Raw genomic sequence first — 20,358 nt, forward strand, 5'->3', positions numbered from 1 at the left:
CCTATGGGGCGGTCCCGCACCCTATGGGTAGGGTGGCCCCATGACCGCCACCGCCCGGGATCTCCCCGCCTCCATCGCCGACCTCCTGCCCCGCGTCCACGTCCTCCGGCTGCCCATGATCACGCGGTTCCGGGGCATCACCGAGCGTGAGGTCATGCTCCTCGAAGGCCCCGCAGGCTGGGCGGAGTTCTCCCCGTTCCTCGAGTACGGGCCCCTCGAGTCCTCCCGGTGGCTGCAGGCGGCACTCGAGTTCGCGGGTCTCCTCCCACCGGAGTCAGGGCAGGACCGCCCCCTCCCGGGGCAGGCGCGCCCGGGTTCCACCTCGACGGCCCCGACTCCGGCCTCGACCGAACCCGGCCGTCCCACCGCCCGTACGTCCGTCCCTGTCAACGCGACCCTTCCCGCCCGTCCCGTCGCCGAGGTCGAGTCGATCCTCGCCCGCTTCGGTGCGGTGGGCACGGTCAAGGCGAAGGTCGCGGAGAACGGGATCGCCTCCCTGCCGGAGGACCTCGCCCGCCTGCGCGAGCTGCGCCGACTCCGCCCCGACGTCGAGCTGCGCCTCGATGCGAACGCGAAGTACACCCTCGCCGAGGCGCTCGACGCCGCCGAGGCCTTCGCCGGGTTCGGTCTCCAGTACTTCGAACAGCCCGTGCCCGGGGTCGAGGACCTCGCGCGGCTGCGGGAGGAGTTGGCCGCCCGGGGCCTGCCGGTGCGCCTGGCCGCCGACGAGTCGATCCGTAAGGCCGAGGACCCCCTGCGGGTGGCCGGGCTCGGTGCCGCCGAGGTCGTCATCGTCAAGGTCCAACCGCTGGGTGGGGTGGCTGCGGCCCGGAGGATCGTCGCGGAGAGTGGGCTGCCGGCGGTGGTGTCCTCGGCGCTCGAATCCTCCGTGGGTCTGGCCGCCGGTGCGCAGCTGGCCGCGAGCCTGCCGGTCACCGCGGCGAGCAGGGAGGTCCTCGGTGAGATGCCCGCGTGCGGTCTCGGCACGGCTCGTCTCTTCGCCGAGGATGTCGTCGCCGATGGCCTCGTGCCCACGGACGGTCGGATCCCCGTGACGCGGATCGCCCCGGACCCGCAGCGCCTGAGGGCACTGGATGCGGGTCCGGGGCGATCGGAGTGGTGGCTGCGGCGGGCTCAGGCGTGCTGGGACGTCCTGCGCTCGCCCACCGAGTGAGGGCTGAACTCAGCCGGCGTTCTTGACGGCCTCGACGGCGGCCTCGGCGACCTTGACCGCGTCCTGCTCGTCGCCCTGCGGCGAGAGGTTGGCGGCGGTGACGACCGTGTTGCCGACACGGGCGACGACACTCTGCGTCGACATCGCCGGAGCTCCGCCGGTCTCCATCGAGGTGCGGGTGCCCACGGCCTCGTCGGCTCCGGCGACCTTCGCGTCGAAGGTCTCCGAGGTCATCTGCATCTCCATGCCCTGCATCGTCATCGTCACATCCCCGCAGGTCTCGGCCATCTTGCTCGAAGTCGAGAACTGATCGGTCGTGGCCTTCTCGTCGGGGAAGCTCGAGAGGCCGACGCTCATCGTGTTGTCGGAGGCGACGCCGACGACGGTGGTCCCCGCACTCGCCTGCGCGGCGTTGAGGCCGGCCATGGCGAGGTCCTTGCACTCGGCGGGCTCGAATTCGGCCTGTTCGAGGGCCTTCGCGGCCTCGCCGCTGGAGACGGCGGAGGCGTCCATCGGCTTGAAGGTCTTGCCGTCGAAATCGGTGGTCTCGATGATGTTCGTCAGGGCTGCCTCGTCGAGCTGCTTCGCGGCCTGGGTCTCCTCGGCCGCAGGCTGCGAGCCGGAGTCCTGGCCGGAGTCGGCGGAGTCCGAGGAGCCGCCGCCGGTGCATCCGGCCAGGGCGAGGACGGCGGTGAGGGTGATGGCGGGCAGAAGGCGTTTCATTGGTCGACCTCTCGAGTCTGGGTACAGCCGTCAGGTGCGGCTGGATCGGGGGAGCGGCGGGGCGTCACGCCCGGCTTTCAGGCGGGTGCCTGGTAGTCCGCTGGGTGGCGGCTGGGATCAACTGTAATCGAGTGCTGACGGGTCCGTTCCGCGCGGGTGTGCCGATTCGGGCACATCGTCGTGCACATCCGACACACCTTCTGCAGGGTGCCCTGTCGTGTGGTCGTGCTCCTCTCGGATCGGCGTCTCCGGTTCCTCCGCGGAGGCGATACGCACGGTCGTCACCTCCTCCTGACCGAGCGTCGTGAAGTGCTGTGTGCGCCGACCAGGGATGATGGGGTCGTGCATGGCTGCGGCGAGCCGCCCGGTGAACGTCAGCCGCCCCTTCTTGTCGGCCCGCTGGGGGTACTCGTTGACCCCGGTGGGACCGGTCACGGTGATGTCGTACTTCCCGCCCGGCTGGAACAGGCCGGGGGTGCGCACGCGGAAGCTTCCGGTCCCGGTGAGGGAGAAGCCGGCGGCGCTCACGGACCCGAAGCGGATGATCTGCGCTCGCCGCCGGGAGATCTCGACCCGCCAGCCGTGGATGTCGAAGAGCGCATGGCCGGTGAGGTAGGAGAATTCGCCGCCGTCGGCGATGCGGGAGTCCTCCCGGCGCCGGGACGGTCGCGAGCTCTCGTAGTTGCGGTGCCTCTCGAGCGTCGTCAGCCACGCCCCGAGCTCCCGCTGCCAGCTCGTCCAGTTGTGCAGGCCCGTCGTCCGCGGGAACCACGAGTGTCGGATGCCGAGCGCGTTGAGCCGGGCGGAGAACCGTTCACCCTGCTGGTTGACCATGGTCTCGAGGAGGTCGCGGTCCTTCGACTCCTCGAGGCTGCCGGAGCCTGCGGAGAACCACAGGTCGATGTCGCGGAGGTTCTCGGCGAGACCGTACGGCGAGTTCGCGATCCATTCGCTGCGGTCGGCCTCCCGGTCGCCGAAGAGCGTCATCGACCGGGCGCCCTCGCGCATCGCGATGATGTCGAAGGCGGGAACCGCGGAGAGCGGGTCGAGCGGGGAGGAGAACGCCGCGGCCGCCCCATAGCGGTCGGGATGCCAGGCCGCGTACTTCATCGCCCCGTACCCGCCCATCGACAGCCCCGCGAGCAGCTGGGAGTGTCGGTCGGTCTCGACCGAATAGGTCTTGGCGAGGAACTCGGGGATCTCCTTGGTGTGGAAGGTCGGCCAGTCGTGGACCTCGCTGCCGACCGCGACCCGCGAATACGTCCCGGCGCCCCCGTCGGGCATGACGACGAGGTAGGGGGAGTCGGCGGTGAGCTCTTCGGCGCCCCCGAAGTCCGTCCACGACCGGAAGTCGTCCCCGCCGCCGTGGAAGAGGTGGATGACGGGGCTGACCTCGGCGGGGATCCCGGGCAGGAGGACGCGGACCCCGACGGTGCGGCCGAGGGCGGGGGAGTAGAGGAAGAACTCCCTCAGCCTCGGCGAGAGCTTGCGTTTGTCGCGGATATGCCACTTGCGTGCGTCCTTGCCCCGCGGTTCGGGGCCGAGGAATGCGCTGTTCTGGTCACGGGCGGGGAAGCGGCCGCGGTACGAGCGGGCCGCCGTGAGGGATCGGACGGCGCGTGCTCCAACCGCGATGAGGATCGATCGGCGCATAGGTCGAGCGTAGTGGGCCAATGTGAACCTCAGGTGGGCAAGTGGTTGAATATCGGGTGATGTCGAATTCTTCCGCAGTGGCGCAGCAGATCGCCCGCAGTCTGGTCGCCTCCGGAGTCAGGGAGGTCGTCCTCGCGCCCGGATCGCGGTCGGCGCCCCTCGTCTACGCGCTCGCCCCCCTCGCCGAGGCGGGGGTGATCCGCACGCACATCCGCCTCGATGAGCGTGATGCCGGGTTCCTCGCCCTCGGTCTCGCCCGCGGTCTGCGGGTGCGCGGCAGCGAGTCCCCGGTCGCGCTCGTGACGACCTCGGGTTCGGCGGTTGCGAACCTCCACCCCGCTGTGCTCGAAGCCGCCTACGGTCATCTGCCGCTCATCGCGCTCACCGCCGACCGTCCGTCCCGCCTGCGCGGGACCGGGGCGAACCAGACGATCGACGATCAGGCCCACGTCCTCAGCGACGTCCGCGCCCGGTTCGACGTCCCCGCCGGTGACGCGGTCACCACCGCTGATGTGGAGGATGCCGTCGCCGAGGCGGTCGCCCGATCGATGGGCACCGCAGAGGGTGGGTCCACACCGTCCCTCCCGGGTCCCGTCCAGCTCAACGTCCAGTTCGACACCCCGCTCGTGCCCACCGCCGACGAACTCGAGGCGTGGACCTCCGAGATCGCTGGATTCGCCGGTGCTGATCCCGGACACGGGGACTCAAGCGTCGCGCGCGCGGACGCCCTGTCGCAGGCGGACCCGTCGGCCGGGAGCCCGACCGTCGATGTCACCCTCACCGAGGGCACCGTCATCGTCGCCGGTGACGCCGGTGGGCACGCAGCCGATACGCTGCGGGCGCTCGCCGAAGAGCACTCGCTTCCGGTGCTCGCCGAACCCTCGAGCCCGCTCGCGTTCGGCGCCCGGGACTCGGCGACCTTCGTCCCCGCCCATGCCCGGGTGCTCACCGACCACCCGGAGCTGGCAGGCGCGATCCGCACCGTCATCGTCCACGGCAAACCGACCCTGACAAGGCCCGTGGCAGCACTGCTCGCCGACACCTCGGTGTCCGTCAAGCGCGTCCCCGACGACATCGATGCGCACCTCCTCACCGTCACCGGCGAGCAGCGCGACGGCGGTGCTTGGGTGCGCGACTGGGTCGAGGCGGGCAACGCCGCCGTCGGGGCCGTCCGGGACGCGCAGTCCGCGCAGACCGCACGCGCGATCACCGAACACCTCGCCGCACAGGACATCACCCTCTTCGCCGCGAGCTCGAACACCATCCGCTACCTCAGTGAGGCCGTCGACGTCCGCGCCCGCGTCCACGCCTCGCGCGGTCTGGCCGGCATCGACGGTCTCGTCTCAACCGCGACCGGGCTCTCCCTCGGACTCGGGGAGCCCGTCGTCCTCCTCATCGGGGACGTCGCGATGCTCCACGACGTCGGCGGCCTGCTCACCCCCAGCGCGGAGGAGGCTGGTGCGGTGACGATCGTCGTCCTCAACGACGACGGCGGCGCGATCTTCTCCGGGCTCGAGCATTCCCAGCCGCATGTCGCGCCCTACCTCGAGCGGTACTTCACCGTGCCCCACGGCAGGGGATTCGGCGACCTCGCCGCGGCCTACGGGTGGGAGCACACTCAGGTGAGCGACCTCAGCGCTTTCGAGGCGGCCCTCTCCGGTGCGCGCAGCGCCGGCGACGAGGCGAGGCGCATCATCGAAGTCCGCCTCAGATGAGACCGAGCGCCCTCCGCATGGGGGCGAACTTCGCCTCGGTCTCGGCCACCTCGGCGACGGGATCGGAATCGGGCATGATCCCGGCACCGGCGAAGAGTCGGATCCGGTTGCGGTCCTCGAGCTGTCCGCACCGCAGGGCGATGCCGAACTGACCGTTGCCGCGGTCGTCCATCCAGCCCACGGGACCCGAGTAGCGGCCCCGGTCGAGGGGTTCGAGCTCGTCGACGAGGGCCACGGCGCTCGCCTGCGGGTACCCGCCGACCGCGGCCGTCGGGTGGACGGCGGCGGCGACGTCGAGGGCGTTGAGGCCGGAGTCCTCGGGCAGGTGGCCGGTCGCGTCGGAGGCGGAGTGGATGACGTTGGCCAAGGGCAGGAGGTGGGGGCGGTCGTCGACGGAGACGTCGGCGGCCACAGACCCGAGGCTGCGCTGGAGGGAGGCGATCGCGAACGCGTGCTCGGTGCTGTCCTTGTGCGCGCTGAGCAGCTTGCGGGCCTGCGCCATCTCCGCGGTCGGATCCTCCTCCACCCGGTACGTGCCCGCGAGCACGCGTGAGGTCACCCGCCCGTGCTCGACGCCGATGAGCAGTTCGGGGGTCGCACCGATGAGACCGGCGATATCGAAGGTCCAGCAGCTCGGGTAGCTGCGGTTGAGCGCGCCGAGGACCGACCGGACGTCGATCTCGTCATCCGTGGTGACGACCTCGTCGCGGGCGAGGACGACCTTGCGCAGGGTCGCATCATCGGAGGCGGGATCCACCTCGGCGGGGGAGCCGACGGGGGTGAGCATCGCCGAGACGGTGGCCACAAGGTCCGCCCACGTGTCCTCGTCGAGGTCACCGGGGGACTCGCTCGCCGAGGTGACGGGACGCAGCGCCTCCTCCCTGAGCACCGGGGGAACCGGGGTCGCGCCCTCCGCGGCGATCGTCGTCATCCACACGCGACCGCCTCGGCGGCCGAGGACGAATTCGGGGATGTGGAGGAGGGAGTCGACCTCGGAGTCCTGGGAGTAGGTGACGGTCGCGAAGCACATCAGCCCCGACCCGAGGTGGTCGACCTCGTCTTCGATGACGGCGGCCGCGGTGATCGCCTTCCACGCGTCCGAGAGCTCGGTGAACCGGTTCCGGCCGCGGGCGCGGATGCGCAGGGTCCGTCCGAATCCGATGAGCCCCGAGGTGTCGCGGACCCAGCAGGAGAACGCCGAGGTGGGCAGCAGCGCCAGCGTCTGCTCGACGGTGGTGGGCAGTCCGGATTCGAAGGGGAATCCGGGACCGGGGTCGACGTCGTCGACGAAGCGGGAGCGGACGGTGAGCCGGGGGGTGTCCGCGGTGATGTCGGAGGAGGAGAGCGTCGTAGTCATGTCACGCTCACTCTAACCGAGGCGGCATCAGGGGACCCTGGGGGTCCCCGCCCTGTCCGCCGGCCCCGTCGTCGGCTGTGTCGAGTCGCACACGGCCGAGTGTGACCGCGGATTCGCCCGCAGCCACATCGTGTTGAGACAATGAGGCCATGAACCGTGCCCAGCTGGACAAGCAGCCTGCTGACGTCGCCTCGATGTTCGACGATGTCGCCTCCCGATACGACCTCACCAACGACATCCTCTCCCTCGGGCAGGCGCGGTCCTGGCGTCGCACCGTCGCCTATGCCGTGGCCGCCGGCCCCGGAGAGAAGGTCCTCGACCTCGCCGCAGGCACCGGCACGTCGTCGATGGCGTTCACCCATCACGGCGCCGAGGTAGTCGCCGGTGACATCTCCGAGGGCATGCTCGCCGAGGGCCGCCGCCGGCACCCGAAGATCGACTTCGTCTATGCCGACGCCCTCGATCTGCCCTTCGATGACGAGACCTTCGACGTCGTGACGATCTCCTTCGGCATCCGCAACGTCCACGACGTCGACCGTGCCCTTGACGAGATGCGCCGGGTCCTCAAGCCCGGGGGCCGCCTCGTCGTCTGCGAGTTCTCGACGCCGACGTTTGCGCCCTTCAGCGTTGTGTACAAGGAGTACCTCATGCGGGCCCTGCCCGCCGTCGCGACCGCCGTGTCCTCGAACCCCGAGGCCTACGTCTACCTCGCCGAGTCGATCCGCGCATGGCCCGACCAGGACGCGTTCGCCGTCCAGATCCGGGACGCCGGATTCGACCAGGTGAAGTACCGGAACCTCTCCGGCGGCATCGTCGCGGTCCACCACGCGCTCAAGCCGTGAACGAGTTCGACGCCGACGTCGTCATCGTCGGGGCCGGTCCCGCCGGATCGGCGCTCGGAGCGTACCTCGCCCAGGCCGGCCATGACGTCGTCATCCTCGAGAAGTCCGGTTTCCCGCGCGACAAGATCTGCGGCGACGCCCTCACCCCGCGCGCGGTCAAGGAGGTCGGGTACCTCGGTCTCGAGACTCCCGAATCCGAGGGCTGGCATCGCAATCGGGGACTGCGCCTCATCGGCGGCGGCCACCGCCTCGAGATCGACTGGCCCGACATCGACGGCACCCCGAACTACGGTCTGACCCGACCCCGGATGGGCATGGACGAAGCCTTCGCCCGGCATGCGCAGCGCAGCGGGGCCAGACTCTTCGAACAGGTCAAAGCGCTGGGTCCCGACATCGGCGAGGACGGCTGGGTCCGCGGAGTCCACGCCACCGGCACCGACCACCGGGGTCGCCGGGTCGGCCCCGACGCGCACTTCCGCGCCCCGATCGTCGTCGCCGCCGATGGCGTCTCCTCCCGTCTCGCCGTGGCCATGGGTCTGGAGAAGCGCGACGACCGCCCGATGGGGGTGGCCGTGCGCGCCTACCATTCCTCGCCGAGGCATGCCGACGAGTACATCGAGAGTTGGGTCGAGATGCGCTCGACGAACCCGGCCGGCGAGTCCGAGGTGCTGCCCGGCTACGGCTGGCTCTTCCCCATGGGCGACGGGACGATCAACATCGGCGCCGGACTCCTCGACTCCTCACCCCAGTTCGGCTCCGTCGACCTGCGGGCCGTGATGCGGGAGTGGATCGCCGACATGGGCGAGGAGTGGGGGATCGACGCGTCGACGGAGATCGGTCCGATCAAGTCCGCGGCACTGCCGATGGCGTTCAACCGCACCCCGCACTTCCATCGCGGCCTCCTCCTCATCGGCGACTCCGGGGGCATGGTCAACCCGTTCAACGGTGAGGGCATCGACTACGCCCTCGAGTCCGCCCGCCTGGCCGCCGAGGTGATCTCCACCTACGCCCGGTATCCGGAGTCGATCATACGGGAGAGGCTCGCCGAATACCCTGCGCTCGTCGGGGATTCGCTCGGGCGTTACTTCACCCTGGGCCGAGTATTCTCTGCGATCATCGGCCACCCGTCGCTGATGCACTTCGGAATCAAGTACGGTATGGGTGTTGATGTTGTGATGGAGTTCGTCGTTCGACTGCTGGCGAACCTCTACCGCGACCCCACGATGTCCGAGGCCGATCTCATCGATCGGGTGATCGCAAGACTCACCCGGATCGTCCCGGCCACGAGCAATGCCTGACCCAGTGACTATGAATGACGAGGACATGAGCCACCTAGCCTCCCCGGTGACGTTCATCGGCGCCGACGCCCAGCTCGCGGCCGACATCTCGACTCAGCTCGAAACCGTCGAACGCCGCCTCTACGAGGTCACGGATCAGACCAGGAAGCTTCCCGACACCGCGTCGAAGCACCTGCTCGCCGCCGGCGGGAAACGGGCCCGTCCGAATCTCGTGCTGCTCACCGCCCGCCTCGGCGAACCTCACTGCGACGAGGTCATCGAGGCAGCGGTCGCCGTCGAGCTCATCCACCTCGCCTCCCTCTACCACGACGACGTCATGGACGACGCTCCCGTGCGCCGGGGCGCACCCGCCGCTCACGAGGTGTGGGGCAACTCCGTGGCCATCCTCACCGGAGACCTCCTCTTCTCGAAGGCCTCGCTCGTCACCGCGGGCCTCGGTCCGGAGGCTGTGAAGATCGAGTCGGAGACGTTCGAGCGCCTCGTCCTCGGCCAGCTCGCCGAGTTCGCCGGGCCCACTCCCGATGAGGATCCGATCGGGCACTACATCGACGTCCTCGCCGACAAGACGGGGTCGCTCATCGCCGCCTCGGCGCAGTTCGGGGCGATGTTCTCCGGCGCCGATCCGGCGCTCGTCGATCCCGTGCGGATCTTCGGTGAGCGCGTCGGTGTGGCCTTCCAGCTCGCCGATGACATCATCGACCTCACGACGACGGGCAGCCAGTCCGGGAAGACCCCGGGCACCGACCTGCGCGAACGCGTGCCCACTCTGCCCGTGCTCTACGTCCGTGCCGCGGCTGCCGGTGGGGACGCCGAGGCGGCTCGGGTCGTCGAACTCCTCGACGCCGACCTCAGCTCGGATGCCGCCCTCGAGAAGGCACGGGCCGCGCTGGCCGCGCATCCGGTCACCGAGGCCGCCCGCGCCGAGGCGGTGCGCTGGGCGGAATCGGCGAAGGAGGCTCTCGCGCCGCTGCCGGAGGGCATCGTCAAGGAGTCCCTGTTCGAGTTCGCCGATTCCGTGGTCTCGCGCTCGCGCTGATCACTCCGACGTCAGCGGCCTTCGGCTGTGGCGGACCATGTCCGTGCACAGGAGGATGACGGCGATCCAGATGATGAGGAACCCGATCCACCGGGTCGTCGACATCGCCTCGCCGAGGACGGTGACGCCGATGATGAACTGGAGCGTCGGGGCGATGTACTGGAGCATCCCGATCCACGACAGGGGGATCCGCCTGGCGGCAGCGCCGAAGAGGATGAGCGGAATGGCCGTCACCGGTCCAGTCGCGAGGACGATGATGACGTGGAGCGGTCCGAACCCGGTGAACGTCTGCGCCCCCTGCGAGCCCAGCCAAGCCAGCCAGGCGAGGCTGGGCACCGCGAGGATCGCGGTCTCGACCGTCATCCCCTCGAGCGCCCCGACCTTCGCGCCGACCTTGTTCTTCACCAGCCCGTAGAACCCGAACGAGAGCGCCACGGAGAACGCGAGGTAGGGGAAGCGGCCGAGTCCGAGGCCGACGACGATGACGGCGACGAGACCGAAGCCCACGGCAGCCCACTGCAGGGGCCGCAGCCGCTCACCCAGGAAGACGACGCCGAGGCCGATCGAGATGAGCGGGTTGAGGTAGTAGCCGAGGGAGATCTCGACGAGGTGGCCGGTGTCGATGCCGTAGATGAACGTCGTCCAGTTGATTGCGATGAGCACGGCCGCCAGGGCGAGCAGCCAGAACGTCCGACCTGACCGCACGACCTGCCAGGTGCGCGCGAAGCCGCGGGCGAATACGAGGAGGATCGTGCAGAACACGAGCGCCCAGATCACGCGGTGCGCGACGAGTTCGAGAGCGCCGGTCGGTGCCGCCGCGGCGAAGAGCAGGGGGAGGAGACCCCAGAGCAGGTAGGCGGACGTTCCGTAGATGAGGCCGAGGCGACGGAACGCGCTCTCGTCAGGGGCGGCAACAGTGTTCACAAGGAGAGTCTAGGGTTCTCCCAGCAAACTGTGGGAGTGGTCTGCCACGCGGGACGCAGAGCGCTCATTGGGACTGACGGGCCGGTGCGAGTTTCGTCACGTCTGTGTTAGGGATACCTACATCGGCGATAGAATTGACCTCGATTGTCTAGAGAGGTGTGAGAATGACCCGTCCTTTCCGTGTGGCTATAGTCGGTGCCGGTCCCGCTGGGATCTATGCGGCTGATCTGTTGACGAAGGCTGAGCGTGATTTCGAGGTCAGCATCGATCTCTTCGAGCGACTCCCGACCCCGTTCGGTCTGGTCCGGTACGGGGTGGCTCCGGATCACCCCAGGATCAAGGGCATCATCAACGCCCTGATCAAGGTCCTCGACCGGGGAGACATCCGGATGTTCTCCAACGTCGACTACGGAGTCGACATCACCCTGGACGAGCTCACCGATCGCTACGATGCCGTGATCTTCTCCACCGGCTGCTTCGTCGATGCCTCGCTGGACATCCCCGGCGTCGACCTCCCCGGTTCCTACGGTGCCGCGGACTTCGTCAACTGGTACGACGCGCACCCCGATGTGAGCCAGGACTGGCCGCTCGAGGCTGAGCAGGTCGCGGTCATCGGCAACGGCAACGTCGCACTCGACGTCGCTCGCGTGCTTGCCAAGCAGGCCGATGACATGCATGTCACGGAGATCCCGGATCATGTGTATGAGGGTCTGAAGTCCTCGAAGGTCACCGACGTCCATGTCTTCGGTCGCAGGGGGCCGGCGCAGGCGAAGTTCACCCCGCTCGAGCTGCGGGAGCTGGGCCATGTCGCCGACGTCGATGTCATCGTCTACCCGGAGGACTTCGAGTTCGATGAAGGGTCGATGGAGGCGATCGAGTCATCGAATCAGGTCAAGCAGGTGGCGAAGACGCTGACCGATTTCACGATGCGCGAGCCCACCGGAGCCAAGCGTCGGCTGCATCTGCACTTCCTCCATGCCCCCGCAGAGATCCTCGGCGATGGGAAGGTCGAAGGTCTGCGCACCGAGCGTCAGGAGCTCGACGGGACGGGCAACGTCCGGGGTACGGGCGAGTTCGTGGACTGGCCGGTACAGGCGGTCTACCGCGCCGTCGGCTATGCCGGCTCAGCACTGCCGCAGCTGCCCTTCGATCCCCGCCGCGGGGTGATCCCGAACCATGAGGGTCGCGTCGTCGACGCCGTGGATCAGAGCGAGGCGGCCGAGTCCGATGTCGTTGCCGGCGTCTACAGCACCGGGTGGATCAAGCGGGGCCCGGTCGGCCTGATCGGTCACACGAAGGGCGATGCCCTCGAGACGATCACTCACATCCTCGCCGACCGCGCCGCCGGTGTGCTGGCCGAGCCGGTCGCTCCCGCCGAGGACTCGATCGTCGAACTGCTGGAGTCCAAGGGCGTCGAGTTCGTCGACTGGCAGGGCTACCACCGCCTCGATGCCGCCGAACGGGCCGCCGGAGCGCTCGAGGGCCGTGAACGGGTGAAGATCGCCACCCGTGAGCGGATGCTCGCCGCCGCCCGCGACCACGCCGCGACCGCCTCGGCGCCGGTCTCCGGGCACTGAACCGTTGTCACCGAACCTCTCATCGTGAACGCCGATTCCGACCTCCGTCGACACGTCGATGCCGCCTACGCCCAGCGGTACGACGTGTGGGAAGCGACGGCGACGCGGATCAAGGCCTGGCTCAAGGAGCAGCAGCGGGGCCTGCTCAAGGACAAGGACATCTCCCGCCTCGACGTCGACGGTCACCGGATCAAGGATCCGGCACGGACCCTGGCCAAGCTCGCTGAGAAGGTCGCCGCCGAACCGGACATCACGGTCACCTCGGCGGAAGACGTCGAGGACCAGATCAGGGACATCGTCGGCGTCAAGGTCCTCTGCAAATCCCCGCGTGATCAGAAGATGATGTTCGACTCCCTGCGGGACCCCGAACAGCTGGGGTCGTTCGTCCTCATCGAGGAGAAGAACTACGTCGACCGGCCCAAGCCCAGCGGCTACCGGGCCTGCCATGTCACGCTGCGCATCCCCGGCGATCACGGCGAGCCGGTGTTCGCCGAGATCCAGGTGAAGACCCGACTCCAGGACGCGTGGGGCGAGCTCACGCATGAGGACATGTACAAGCCCGGCGCGGCGATGAAGCCCAGTGAGCTCCACGGCGAGTTCGCCCGCGCGATGGCGAATATGCTCGCCACCGTCGACGAGATGGCCGACACCCTGGCCGTTGAACTCTCGGCCCTGACGAATCCCGAACCGGAGCCGGACCTCATCGCCGCAGTCGTCGAGCGTGCGGCCATCGATGTCCGCGTCCGCGCGACCGGACCGAAGTACGCCCTCGCCGTCGATGCCGCCGGCCGCCAGGGACTCATCCCCGCGTTCGCCGTCCGGGAGCTCAGCGGTGAGAAGGGCACGATCAAGGTCAGCGACTTCGTCGCCGTCGACGATCGCCTCCGCGCCACCGTCGAAGAGGACTCCAAGGGCCTCTACTACATCCCCATCGCCCTCGCCGGGGACACGGGAGAATCCCAGGCCGGCTGAGGCTCAGGCGAGCCGGTCGACGAGGGCTGCGAGCCCGTCCGGGTTCTCGAGATGGGCCATGTGCCCCTGACTGGGCAGGGCATGGACTCGAGAACGCGGCGTGCGGGCGAGCACATCGTTCACCGTCGTCCCGTAGGGTGCCTCGCCGAGGTTGTCCCCGCCGACGATGAGATCGATCCTCTCGGCCCGCTGGGCGAATTCCTCCGGCACTGGGGCGGTGCCGATTGCGAGGACTTCGGGGGAGAGGGGGCGAGCAAGGGTGCGGAGTCTCTCCCATGCGCGAGGATCAGCGCGCAGTCGGGCGATGTGCTCATCGTCGAATCCCGAGATGTCGCGGTTGACGATCTCGACGGATGCATCCCAGTCGGCGGCAGCGTGGGCGCGCTCGAGTGACGGCAGGGCCGGGGCACCGAACGGTGCCATCACGGGCTCGTAGGCGATGAGGTGGTCGAGGCTGCGCTCGTTCGCGCTGTGGAGGGCGACGAGTCCGCCGAAGCTCCACGCGAAGACCCGCCGGGCCCCGAACTCATCGAGGACCGCGTCGAGGTCGGCCACCTCAGCGGCGATCGAATGCGGCGAGGGCAGAGGCGTCGACGGCGGTCGCCCGCGACGATTGATCACCGCGACGACCGGCCACGACCGCAGCGCCGCGGCGAACCTCCGCCACGCATGGGAATCGCTCATCACCCCGGGGAGGACGACGAGCGTCCTCGCCGACGCCCGTGTGTGGGGCCGATCGGCGTAGACGTCGACGACGATGCGTCCGCCGTCAGGCAGCCGCATCTCTTTCTGAATCATCTGCTCCATAAATTGATTATGAAGCATCTGCTCTAGAATTCAAGGATGATCCGCGGACGGCCACCTGAATTCGATCGAGAGCACGCACTGCTCGAGGCTGCTCGCCTGTTCTGGCGGCGCGGCTACAGCGGAACGTCGACGCGGGCCCTGACCGCGGCGATCGGGATCTCAAGCTCGAGCCTCTACTCGGCGTTCGGCAGCAAGGCGGGTCTCTTCGCCGAGGCGGTGGAGGTCTACGCGGACCGGTACGCCGAGATCTACCGCAGCGCCGTCGCTGCCGATTCCATCGGCGAGGTCGTCGACGAGCTGCTGCGCGAGTCGGTCATCGAATTCACCCAGGACCCCGCGGAGCATCCGGGGTGCATGGTCACCAGTGCGATCATGACGGATTCGGCCGAGACCATCGAGGCTGCCGGACACATCGCCGCCATGCAGGAAGAGGGCGCGCGTCTGCTCGAAGAGCGATTCGCCCGGGGGCTGGCTGCCGGAGAGCTCGTCGCCGGCTCCTCCCCGACAGCGCTGGCCGACGCCGTCCAAGCCGTCTGGCACGGTCTCTCAGCCCAGTCGAACCAGGGAGTGGGCCGCGACCGGCTGCTGGCAGCTGCCGGAATCGCGACCCACGCCCTGAAACAGACCTACACGGCAGTCGGCTGAGCCGCACCGATCCTCGCCAGCGCCGCATCCCGGGCGGTGACGAGGTTCGCCAGGGCCGCCTCGACCTCGGCGTAGCCACGGGTCTTGAGTCCGCAGTCGGGATTGATCCACAGGCGGCTCGCATCGACGCTCTGCAGGGCCGAGTCGACGAGTTCGGTGAGCTCCGCGACGCTCGGCACCCGCGGCGAGTGGATGTCATAGACGCCCGGACCGATGCCGCGGTCGAAGTCCGCCTCGGAGATGTCGGCGAGCACCTCCATCCGGGACCGTGCCGCCTCGATGCTCGTGACGTCGGCGTCGAGGGCGTCGATCGCCTCGATGATCTCTCCGAACTCCGAATAGCACAGGTGCGTGTGGATCTGCGTCGCCAGTGCCGCATTCGCCGCGACGAGGCGGAACGCCCGCACGGACCAGTCGAGGTAGGCGGGCCGGTCGACGCGGCGCAGCGGGAGGAGCTCGCGCAGCGCGGGTTCGTCGATCTGGATGATCCCGATGCCCGCCTCCTCGAGGTCGGCGACCTCGTCGGCGAGTGCCAGGGCGATCTGATCGGCGGACTCGGCGAGGCTGATGTCCTCCCGGGCGAACGACCACGCGAGGATCGTCACCGGGCCGGTGAGCATGCCCTTGACCGGGAGTTCGGTGCGCGAGGCGGCATACGTCGACCAGCCGACGGTGATCGGGGTGGGACGCGAGACGTCGCCGTAGAGGATCGGCGGCCGGACGCACCGGGATCCGTACGACTGGACCCAGCCGTTCTCCGTCGTCGCGAAGCCGTCGAGGTGCTCGGCGAAGTACTGGACCATGTCGTTGCGCTCGGGTTCGCCGTGGACGACGACATCGAGGCCGATGCCCTCCTGGAGGGCGACGACGCGGTCGATCTCGGCGCGCATGATCGCCTCGTACCCGGCGTCGTCGATCCGTCCGGCACGATGGTCGGCGCGGGCACGCCGGACCTCACGCGTCTGCGGGAACGACCCGATCGTCGTCGTCGGCAGCACCGGCAGGTCGAGGCTCGCCTGCGCGGCGAGCCGGTCGGCGTACGCGCCGCGCCTGCCATCATGGTCGCGCAGCGCCGCGGTGCGGTCTGCCACCGCAGGGTTGTGCACCGTCGTCGATTCGGCCCTCGTGCGCTGCGCCCGGTCGGCGCGGGCGAACGCACTCTCACGGCTCTGCCTTCCCTCGGACAGCGCCGCGGCCAGCGCCTCGACCTCGGTGACCTTCTCCTCGGCGAATGAGAGCCAGGTCGCGACATCGACCGGAAGCGCGGGTTCGTCGGCGACGGTATGGGGGACATGGAGCAGCGACGTCGACGTCGACACGCTCACCTCGGGCTGCGGCAGCGACCGCAGGGTCTCCAGGCTCGCCGTGAGGTCGTTCGCCCACACGTTGCGGCCGTCGACGATGCCGGCGACGAGGCGCACGGACGACGGCACCGCCTCGGCGAGGCGATCGACGTACCCGGGATCGAGCGTGCGGGCGGCCGGGGAGAGGTCGACGCCGAGCGCCCCGATCCCGGAGTCCGCCAGCGCGGGCAGGCCCGCCCGCAGCGATCCGTACGGGGCGGTGACGAGGAGCCGGGAGTGGGGGAGGGCCGAGGTCAGCGTCGCATAGGTCCGGGCGGCCGCCTCGGCGAGCTCTTCATCGGAGTACTCCCCGGAGTCGGTGACGAGGGCGGGTTCGTCGAGCTGGATCCACTCGACGCCGGCGGCGGAGAGGATGCTGAGGACGTCGAGGTAGACCGCGGTGAGCTCGTCGAGGCGCTCGAGCGGCGAGGTCGCCGTCCCGGGCGCCGTCTTCGCCAGGGTGAGGAGGGTGAGAGGGCCGACGAGGACGGGCCGGACGCGATGCCCGGCGGTCCGCGCCTCGGAGACGAGGGTGAGCAGGTGCTGGGGGTGGGCCTTGAACGTCGTCGCGTCCTCGAGCTCGGGCACGAGGTAGTGGTAGTTCGTGTCGAACCACTTCGTCATCTCCAGCGGGGAGCGGTCGGCCGTGCCACGGGCCAGGGCGAAGTACTCACCGAGGTCGAAGTCCGTGCCCGTCGTCGCCGAGGGGATGAGCCCGACGGTGAGCGCGGTGTCGAGGACGTGGTCGTAGTGGCTGTGGGTCGCGGGGATCGCGTAGTCCTCGGTGAGGCCGAGTTCGCGCAGCCGGTGGTAGGTCTGCACCCGCAGGGAGCGGGTCGTCTGTGCGAACTCGCCGGTGTCGATGCGCCCGGCCCAGAGGGATTCGAGTGCGGTCTTGAGTTCGCGGCGGCGTCCGATGCGCGGGTAGCCGGTGATCGTGGCGGCAGGGAACGGGGTGGTCATGTCTCTCCTTCGGTGGTGGTGACGTGGTTGTGCGGCGGTCAGGACGGTTGCGGGGCGGACGCGGGCACCGGGGCGGGTGCCGAGTCGAGGCGGATGCCCAGGCGGTCGAGCATCTCGAGGAGGTCGAGCGTGGTCGCCTGGTCGTTGAACGTGTAGATGTGGAGTCCGTCGGCGCCGCCGGCGAGGATCGCGGCGATGTGCTCGGCGGTCATCTCGAGGCCGATGCGGCGAGTGGTCGCGGGATCCGCCGCGCCGTCGAAGCGGCGGAGCAGGTCATCGGGCACGGCCAGACCGGAGAGGCGGCTCATCGTGTGCAGTCGTCGCGGATCGGTGACGGGGAGGACGCCGGGGATGAGGGGGATCGTGATCCCCGCGAGTTCCGCCCGGCGCCGCAGGTCCGCGTACGCGCGCGGGTCGAAGAAGAGCTGGGTGATGGCGAAATCTGCGCCGAGGCGCTGCTTGGCCGCGAGCACGTCGAGGTCCTCGTCGGAACCGGAGGATTCGGGATGCCCGGACGGGTACGCGGCGACCCCGATCCCGAGCCGTCCCGCAGCGAGCCGGGCGGTGTTCGCGGATTCGATCTCGCGCAGCAGGTGGACGAGGGCGTCGGCGTGGGGGAGATGGCCGTCGGGCACCGCGGTCGCACCGTCGGGGAAGTCCCCGCGGATCGCGAGGAATCCGCGCACCCCGACGCCGAGGAGGTGGTGGATCCACGTGGTCAGCTCGGCGCGGGTGCCCGCGGTGCAGGCGAGATGGGCGAGCGGGCGCAGGTGCGTGGTGGCGGTGACGAGGCGGATGAAGTCGGCGGTGCCGTGCAGCCAGCCGCTCTTCGCCGAGCTCGTCACCGCGAGATAGTCGGGTGCGAGGGTGTCGAGTTCGGCGAGCAGCGCGGGCAGGGTCGCCGCCTGGGCCTGTGAGCGGGGTGGGATGACTTCGAAGGAGAGCGCGAGCCGGCGCGGGCGCTCGGCGTCGAGGTCGGTCTCGAGGGCGTTCTCCGGCGCCGAGGCGGATGTGCGCAGCCGTGGCCTGCCGGTGAGGGAGGGACCGATCGGGGGTCGCTGGGCGACGTCCCGGAAGGTCGAATCGAGTGTGGGGTCGGCGTGGGTGAGTGTCGTTGACATGCCGTCATCGTGCCAAGCCCCTCGCCGAGGCGGTGGGGAAGCCGATGATCGGTGTCACGGTCCGACACACACCGGTCGCAGTCGGTCGCGGAAGGTCACGGGACGACGGATTCCGTCATCTGCCGCGTCGACCGATGTGGGCCGGATATACGGCAGCGCCCGGCTCGACGAGGGCGAGCCGGGCGCTGTGGGGTGTCGGTGGTTCAGCGGTAGTTGGTGAACAGCTGATCGGTGGTCGGCAGATGACGGAAACTGTTGAGCTCCTTGAATTGGCGCGGATCTCATGTCGACAGGCAGTTGACGATGGTTGCCGAAAACCACCCTATATCGGACTTTTTGCGGACTGTTTGCGGACTGAGGAGACCCCCGACCTTGTGAGTCGGGGGTCCATAGGCGCAGGCTTCCGCTGCTTCAAGTTTGACTCTGTAGAACTTGAACGCCACGCGCGTGCGGAGAGTAGACGATTGCCATCAGTGGCATTCCCGACTAAAAAGAGCGGACCTTCGACCGTTAGCTACAGAGGACCGCCGTCCAAATGCGGTATCCCCGTCGCCGCCGGATGCGCCTACACCTCCACGGGCAGCCCTAACCTGGCCGCGTTTGTCGCGAGGCGCTCAATCGAATCAGAAGCTGGCGCATCAGACTCGAAGGCAACACCGTGGTAACAAGCTTGACGGCCGGTCGCATTGACGAAGGTAGCGCGCCCGCTGGACGGCAAGTACCCCGTCGCCAACTATTGTGTTCGAGAACTCGATCTCGGCTCGAGTGAGAGGTATTAGTTGAGCATGTCCGTATCTATAGAATCTTCCGGCCTGGGGAATGATGGGGTGTAGATGAGCATCTTCCGATGATTATCGTCGATTCCCGGGTAGAGTTCCGTCAATCGAAATTGGTCCCACGCTTCGTCGTTCTCAGAGAACCCGACAATCGGCTTACCCGGATATGCGGCCTGGAGCTCTTGAAACATGCGAGCAGCATGCCCTTCTCGCCGATGCCCAGCGTGGGTTTCAATCTGCACTAAGACGAGCGCAGGCCCAATCTTTGGAGCGGCCGGATGATTGTCACCGTAGATGATCTCGCGCTCAATATGGGCTAGACAGACGAGTATTCCGCGGAAGTACAGCCGAACGATTCTTTCAGGGTGGTCACGTAGTTTGCCCTCCCAGGTCCACGGAGTGAAACCGTCGGGAGTTAGATGGGCTGAACCTCCTCCGGGCATAATTGCGACCTGCGCACGCGGATCAATGAACTCGTAATCGACTGATGTCATGAGTCGCATTGTAGGCCGTCCACCGTTCGTAACATTGTCCTCTCCCCGCGCCTGGTCGAGAGCGTCGTTGAACTCCTCGTCAGTCACGTTGTCGGTGATCGCGTAGATGCCAGTGCCGTGAGGGCTGCTTAACTCGGTCTTGCCGGACACGAAGTCGGAGGGGCTGGACTTAGAAATGATGTCGACGTCATCATTTCTAGAAACGTACCTATTGCCTCTATTGGGCTGAGTCCCCTTTCCCGCGATCATCCCTCGGCCTGTCCTTTGCGGATCGCCCTGCCAAGCGACCGCGGGAAGTCACTCAGTCACATACTGTTGCAGGTCGCCCTCCAGCCGCCCCAAGCGCCTCTCCGCGTTGGAGAAAGCCTTAGCAGTGGCCTCAGCGAGCTCGTCAGCCGCGGCGTGGACTCGCTTGACGAATTCCACAGTGCGCATGTCACCCGTTGACCAGAACTGCAGGCCCTTCGACGTGAACCGTAGGCCGTTCATCAGATCCCCGTCTTTCGCCAACCCATTGAAGGCCGCCCAAAGCTGGCGCTGCTCAACATTGTAAAACGCACGCGACGTTTTCACATGCACGCAATACTCCTGATCGGCGGTGAAACGGTCAATGTCTTTGAAGTCGCGGTCGATCGTGATCGCCTCGATCGCATACGGTTCGATCTCTTGCATCGCATCCTCCGAGTCAGCCTGTCGCGGGTACAGATACCAACGGTAGTCGACCGCACTGACACGAGACTCTCCACAGACACCTGACAGCATGACAACACCCTGGGGGCGGTACCCGAGTTGACCAGTCAGACCATTCCCCGGCCGCAATGGCCTCATCTTCTTTCGGAACATTACAGCGACCATATGCGGCTCATCGCAGTTGAGGGTGTAGTCGGGGTCTGAATCCGCCGGCCTCGAGTAGAGATCGGGCGATGTAGTGGGTGAGG

17 protein-coding genes are annotated in these 20,358 nt (G+C 68.3%); 8 read left to right on the forward strand and 9 right to left on the reverse strand.

The genetic code is table 11. The features are described from left to right. The first annotated feature begins 40 nt into the window (after positions 1 to 40). The gene (locus tag EZE58_RS01120) at positions 41 to 1,174 is read left to right on the forward strand and encodes an o-succinylbenzoate synthase (protein ID WP_095376754.1); all 1,134 of its coding nucleotides are present in this window, start codon (positions 41 to 43) and stop codon (positions 1,172 to 1,174) included. A gap of 9 nt (positions 1,175 to 1,183) precedes the next feature. On the opposite strand, the gene EZE58_RS01125 is transcribed toward EZE58_RS01120, so the two are convergent. After that, the gene (locus EZE58_RS01125) at positions 1,184 to 1,897 is read right to left on the reverse strand and encodes a sensor domain-containing protein (protein WP_095376753.1); all 714 of its coding nucleotides are present in this window, start codon (positions 1,895 to 1,897) and stop codon (positions 1,184 to 1,186) included. A 117-nt stretch (positions 1,898 to 2,014) separates the two neighbouring features. Then, positions 2,015 to 3,550 carry an alpha/beta hydrolase family protein gene (locus EZE58_RS01130; RefSeq protein WP_009379044.1) on the reverse strand — a complete coding sequence of 512 codons (1,536 nt, stop codon included), beginning with the start codon at positions 3,548 to 3,550 and terminating at the stop codon, positions 2,015 to 2,017. Positions 3,551 to 3,609: 59 nt separating this feature from the next. Here EZE58_RS01130 and menD point away from each other — a divergent pair, with 59 nt between their 5' ends. Next, positions 3,610 to 5,265 carry a 2-succinyl-5-enolpyruvyl-6-hydroxy-3-cyclohexene-1-carboxylic-acid synthase gene (gene menD / locus EZE58_RS01135; protein WP_205772007.1) on the forward strand — a complete coding sequence of 552 codons (1,656 nt, stop codon included), beginning with the start codon at positions 3,610 to 3,612 and terminating at the stop codon, positions 5,263 to 5,265. On the opposite strand, the gene EZE58_RS01140 is transcribed toward menD, so the two are convergent. Then, positions 5,258 to 6,622, reverse strand: a complete 1,365-nt coding sequence (locus EZE58_RS01140; protein ID WP_095376751.1) for an isochorismate synthase — start codon at positions 6,620 to 6,622, stop codon at positions 5,258 to 5,260. The genes menD and EZE58_RS01140 overlap by 8 nt on opposite strands. A 149-nt stretch (positions 6,623 to 6,771) precedes the next feature. Here EZE58_RS01140 and EZE58_RS01145 point away from each other — a divergent pair, with 149 nt between their 5' ends. Genes EZE58_RS01145 through EZE58_RS01155 form a run of 3 tightly spaced genes read left to right on the forward strand, consistent with a single transcriptional unit; the run spans position 6,772 to position 9,798 of the window. Then, positions 6,772 to 7,464, forward strand: a complete 693-nt coding sequence (locus EZE58_RS01145; protein WP_009379052.1) for a demethylmenaquinone methyltransferase — start codon at positions 6,772 to 6,774, stop codon at positions 7,462 to 7,464. After that, on the forward strand, positions 7,461 to 8,762 hold the full coding sequence (locus tag EZE58_RS01150) for a geranylgeranyl reductase family protein (RefSeq protein ID WP_144588039.1): 1,302 nt from the start codon (positions 7,461 to 7,463) through the stop codon (positions 8,760 to 8,762). The genes EZE58_RS01145 and EZE58_RS01150 overlap by 4 nt, the downstream gene beginning before the upstream one ends. A 25-nt stretch (positions 8,763 to 8,787) precedes the next feature. Next, the gene (locus EZE58_RS01155; RefSeq protein ID WP_144588037.1) at positions 8,788 to 9,798 is read left to right on the forward strand and encodes a polyprenyl synthetase family protein; all 1,011 of its coding nucleotides are present in this window, start codon (positions 8,788 to 8,790) and stop codon (positions 9,796 to 9,798) included. On the opposite strand, the gene rarD is transcribed toward EZE58_RS01155, so the two are convergent. Then, entirely contained in the window at positions 9,799 to 10,722 is a 924-nt protein-coding gene (rarD, locus tag EZE58_RS01160) for an EamA family transporter RarD (RefSeq protein WP_009379055.1), read from the reverse strand. Positions 10,723 to 10,886: 164 nt separating this feature from the next. On the opposite strand from rarD, the gene EZE58_RS01165 reads away from it, so the two are divergent. Both EZE58_RS01165 and EZE58_RS01170 read left to right on the forward strand, forming a co-directional pair. Beyond that, complete coding sequence (locus tag EZE58_RS01165) at positions 10,887 to 12,299, forward strand: FAD-dependent oxidoreductase (RefSeq protein ID WP_040342010.1); 1,413 nt, start codon at positions 10,887 to 10,889, stop codon at positions 12,297 to 12,299. 24 nt (positions 12,300 to 12,323) lie between these two features. Then, entirely contained in the window at positions 12,324 to 13,271 is a 948-nt protein-coding gene (locus EZE58_RS01170) for a RelA/SpoT domain-containing protein (RefSeq protein WP_119296358.1), read from the forward strand. Between the two features lie 3 nt (positions 13,272 to 13,274). Here the strand turns inward: EZE58_RS01170 and EZE58_RS01175 are convergent, their stop codons facing one another. After that, positions 13,275 to 14,069, reverse strand: coding sequence for an alpha/beta hydrolase (locus EZE58_RS01175; RefSeq protein WP_205618377.1), 795 nt, complete (start codon positions 14,067 to 14,069; stop codon positions 13,275 to 13,277). A gap of 45 nt (positions 14,070 to 14,114) precedes the next feature. On the opposite strand from EZE58_RS01175, the gene EZE58_RS01180 reads away from it, so the two are divergent. Then, positions 14,115 to 14,723 (forward strand): TetR/AcrR family transcriptional regulator, encoded by a 609-nt coding sequence (locus EZE58_RS01180; protein WP_009379063.1) that lies wholly within the window; start codon positions 14,115 to 14,117, stop codon positions 14,721 to 14,723. Here the strand turns inward: EZE58_RS01180 and metE are convergent. The 4 genes from metE to EZE58_RS01200 all read right to left on the reverse strand — a co-directional run bounded on the left by metE (position 14,705) and on the right by EZE58_RS01200 (position 20,092). Beyond that, a complete protein-coding gene (metE, locus tag EZE58_RS01185) occupies positions 14,705 to 17,029 on the reverse strand; it encodes a 5-methyltetrahydropteroyltriglutamate--homocysteine S-methyltransferase (RefSeq protein WP_009379065.1) in 2,325 nt (774 codons plus the stop codon). The genes EZE58_RS01180 and metE overlap by 19 nt on opposite strands. A gap of 38 nt (positions 17,030 to 17,067) precedes the next feature. Then, on the reverse strand, positions 17,068 to 18,150 hold the full coding sequence (locus tag EZE58_RS01190; RefSeq protein ID WP_205772010.1) for a methylenetetrahydrofolate reductase: 1,083 nt from the start codon (positions 18,148 to 18,150) through the stop codon (positions 17,068 to 17,070). Positions 18,151 to 18,925: 775 nt separating this feature from the next. Beyond that, entirely contained in the window at positions 18,926 to 19,420 is a 495-nt protein-coding gene (locus tag EZE58_RS01195; protein WP_167559641.1) for a hypothetical protein, read from the reverse strand. A 297-nt stretch (positions 19,421 to 19,717) separates the two neighbouring features. Continuing rightward, positions 19,718 to 20,092 carry a hypothetical protein gene (locus tag EZE58_RS01200; protein ID WP_167559643.1) on the reverse strand — a complete coding sequence of 125 codons (375 nt, stop codon included), beginning with the start codon at positions 20,090 to 20,092 and terminating at the stop codon, positions 19,718 to 19,720. Positions 20,093 to 20,358: the final 266 nt, after the last annotated feature.

Origin of the sequence: Brevibacterium sp. LS14, assembly GCF_012027885.1 — a bacterium.
Lineage (GTDB): Bacteria > Actinomycetota > Actinomycetes > Actinomycetales > Brevibacteriaceae > Brevibacterium > Brevibacterium casei.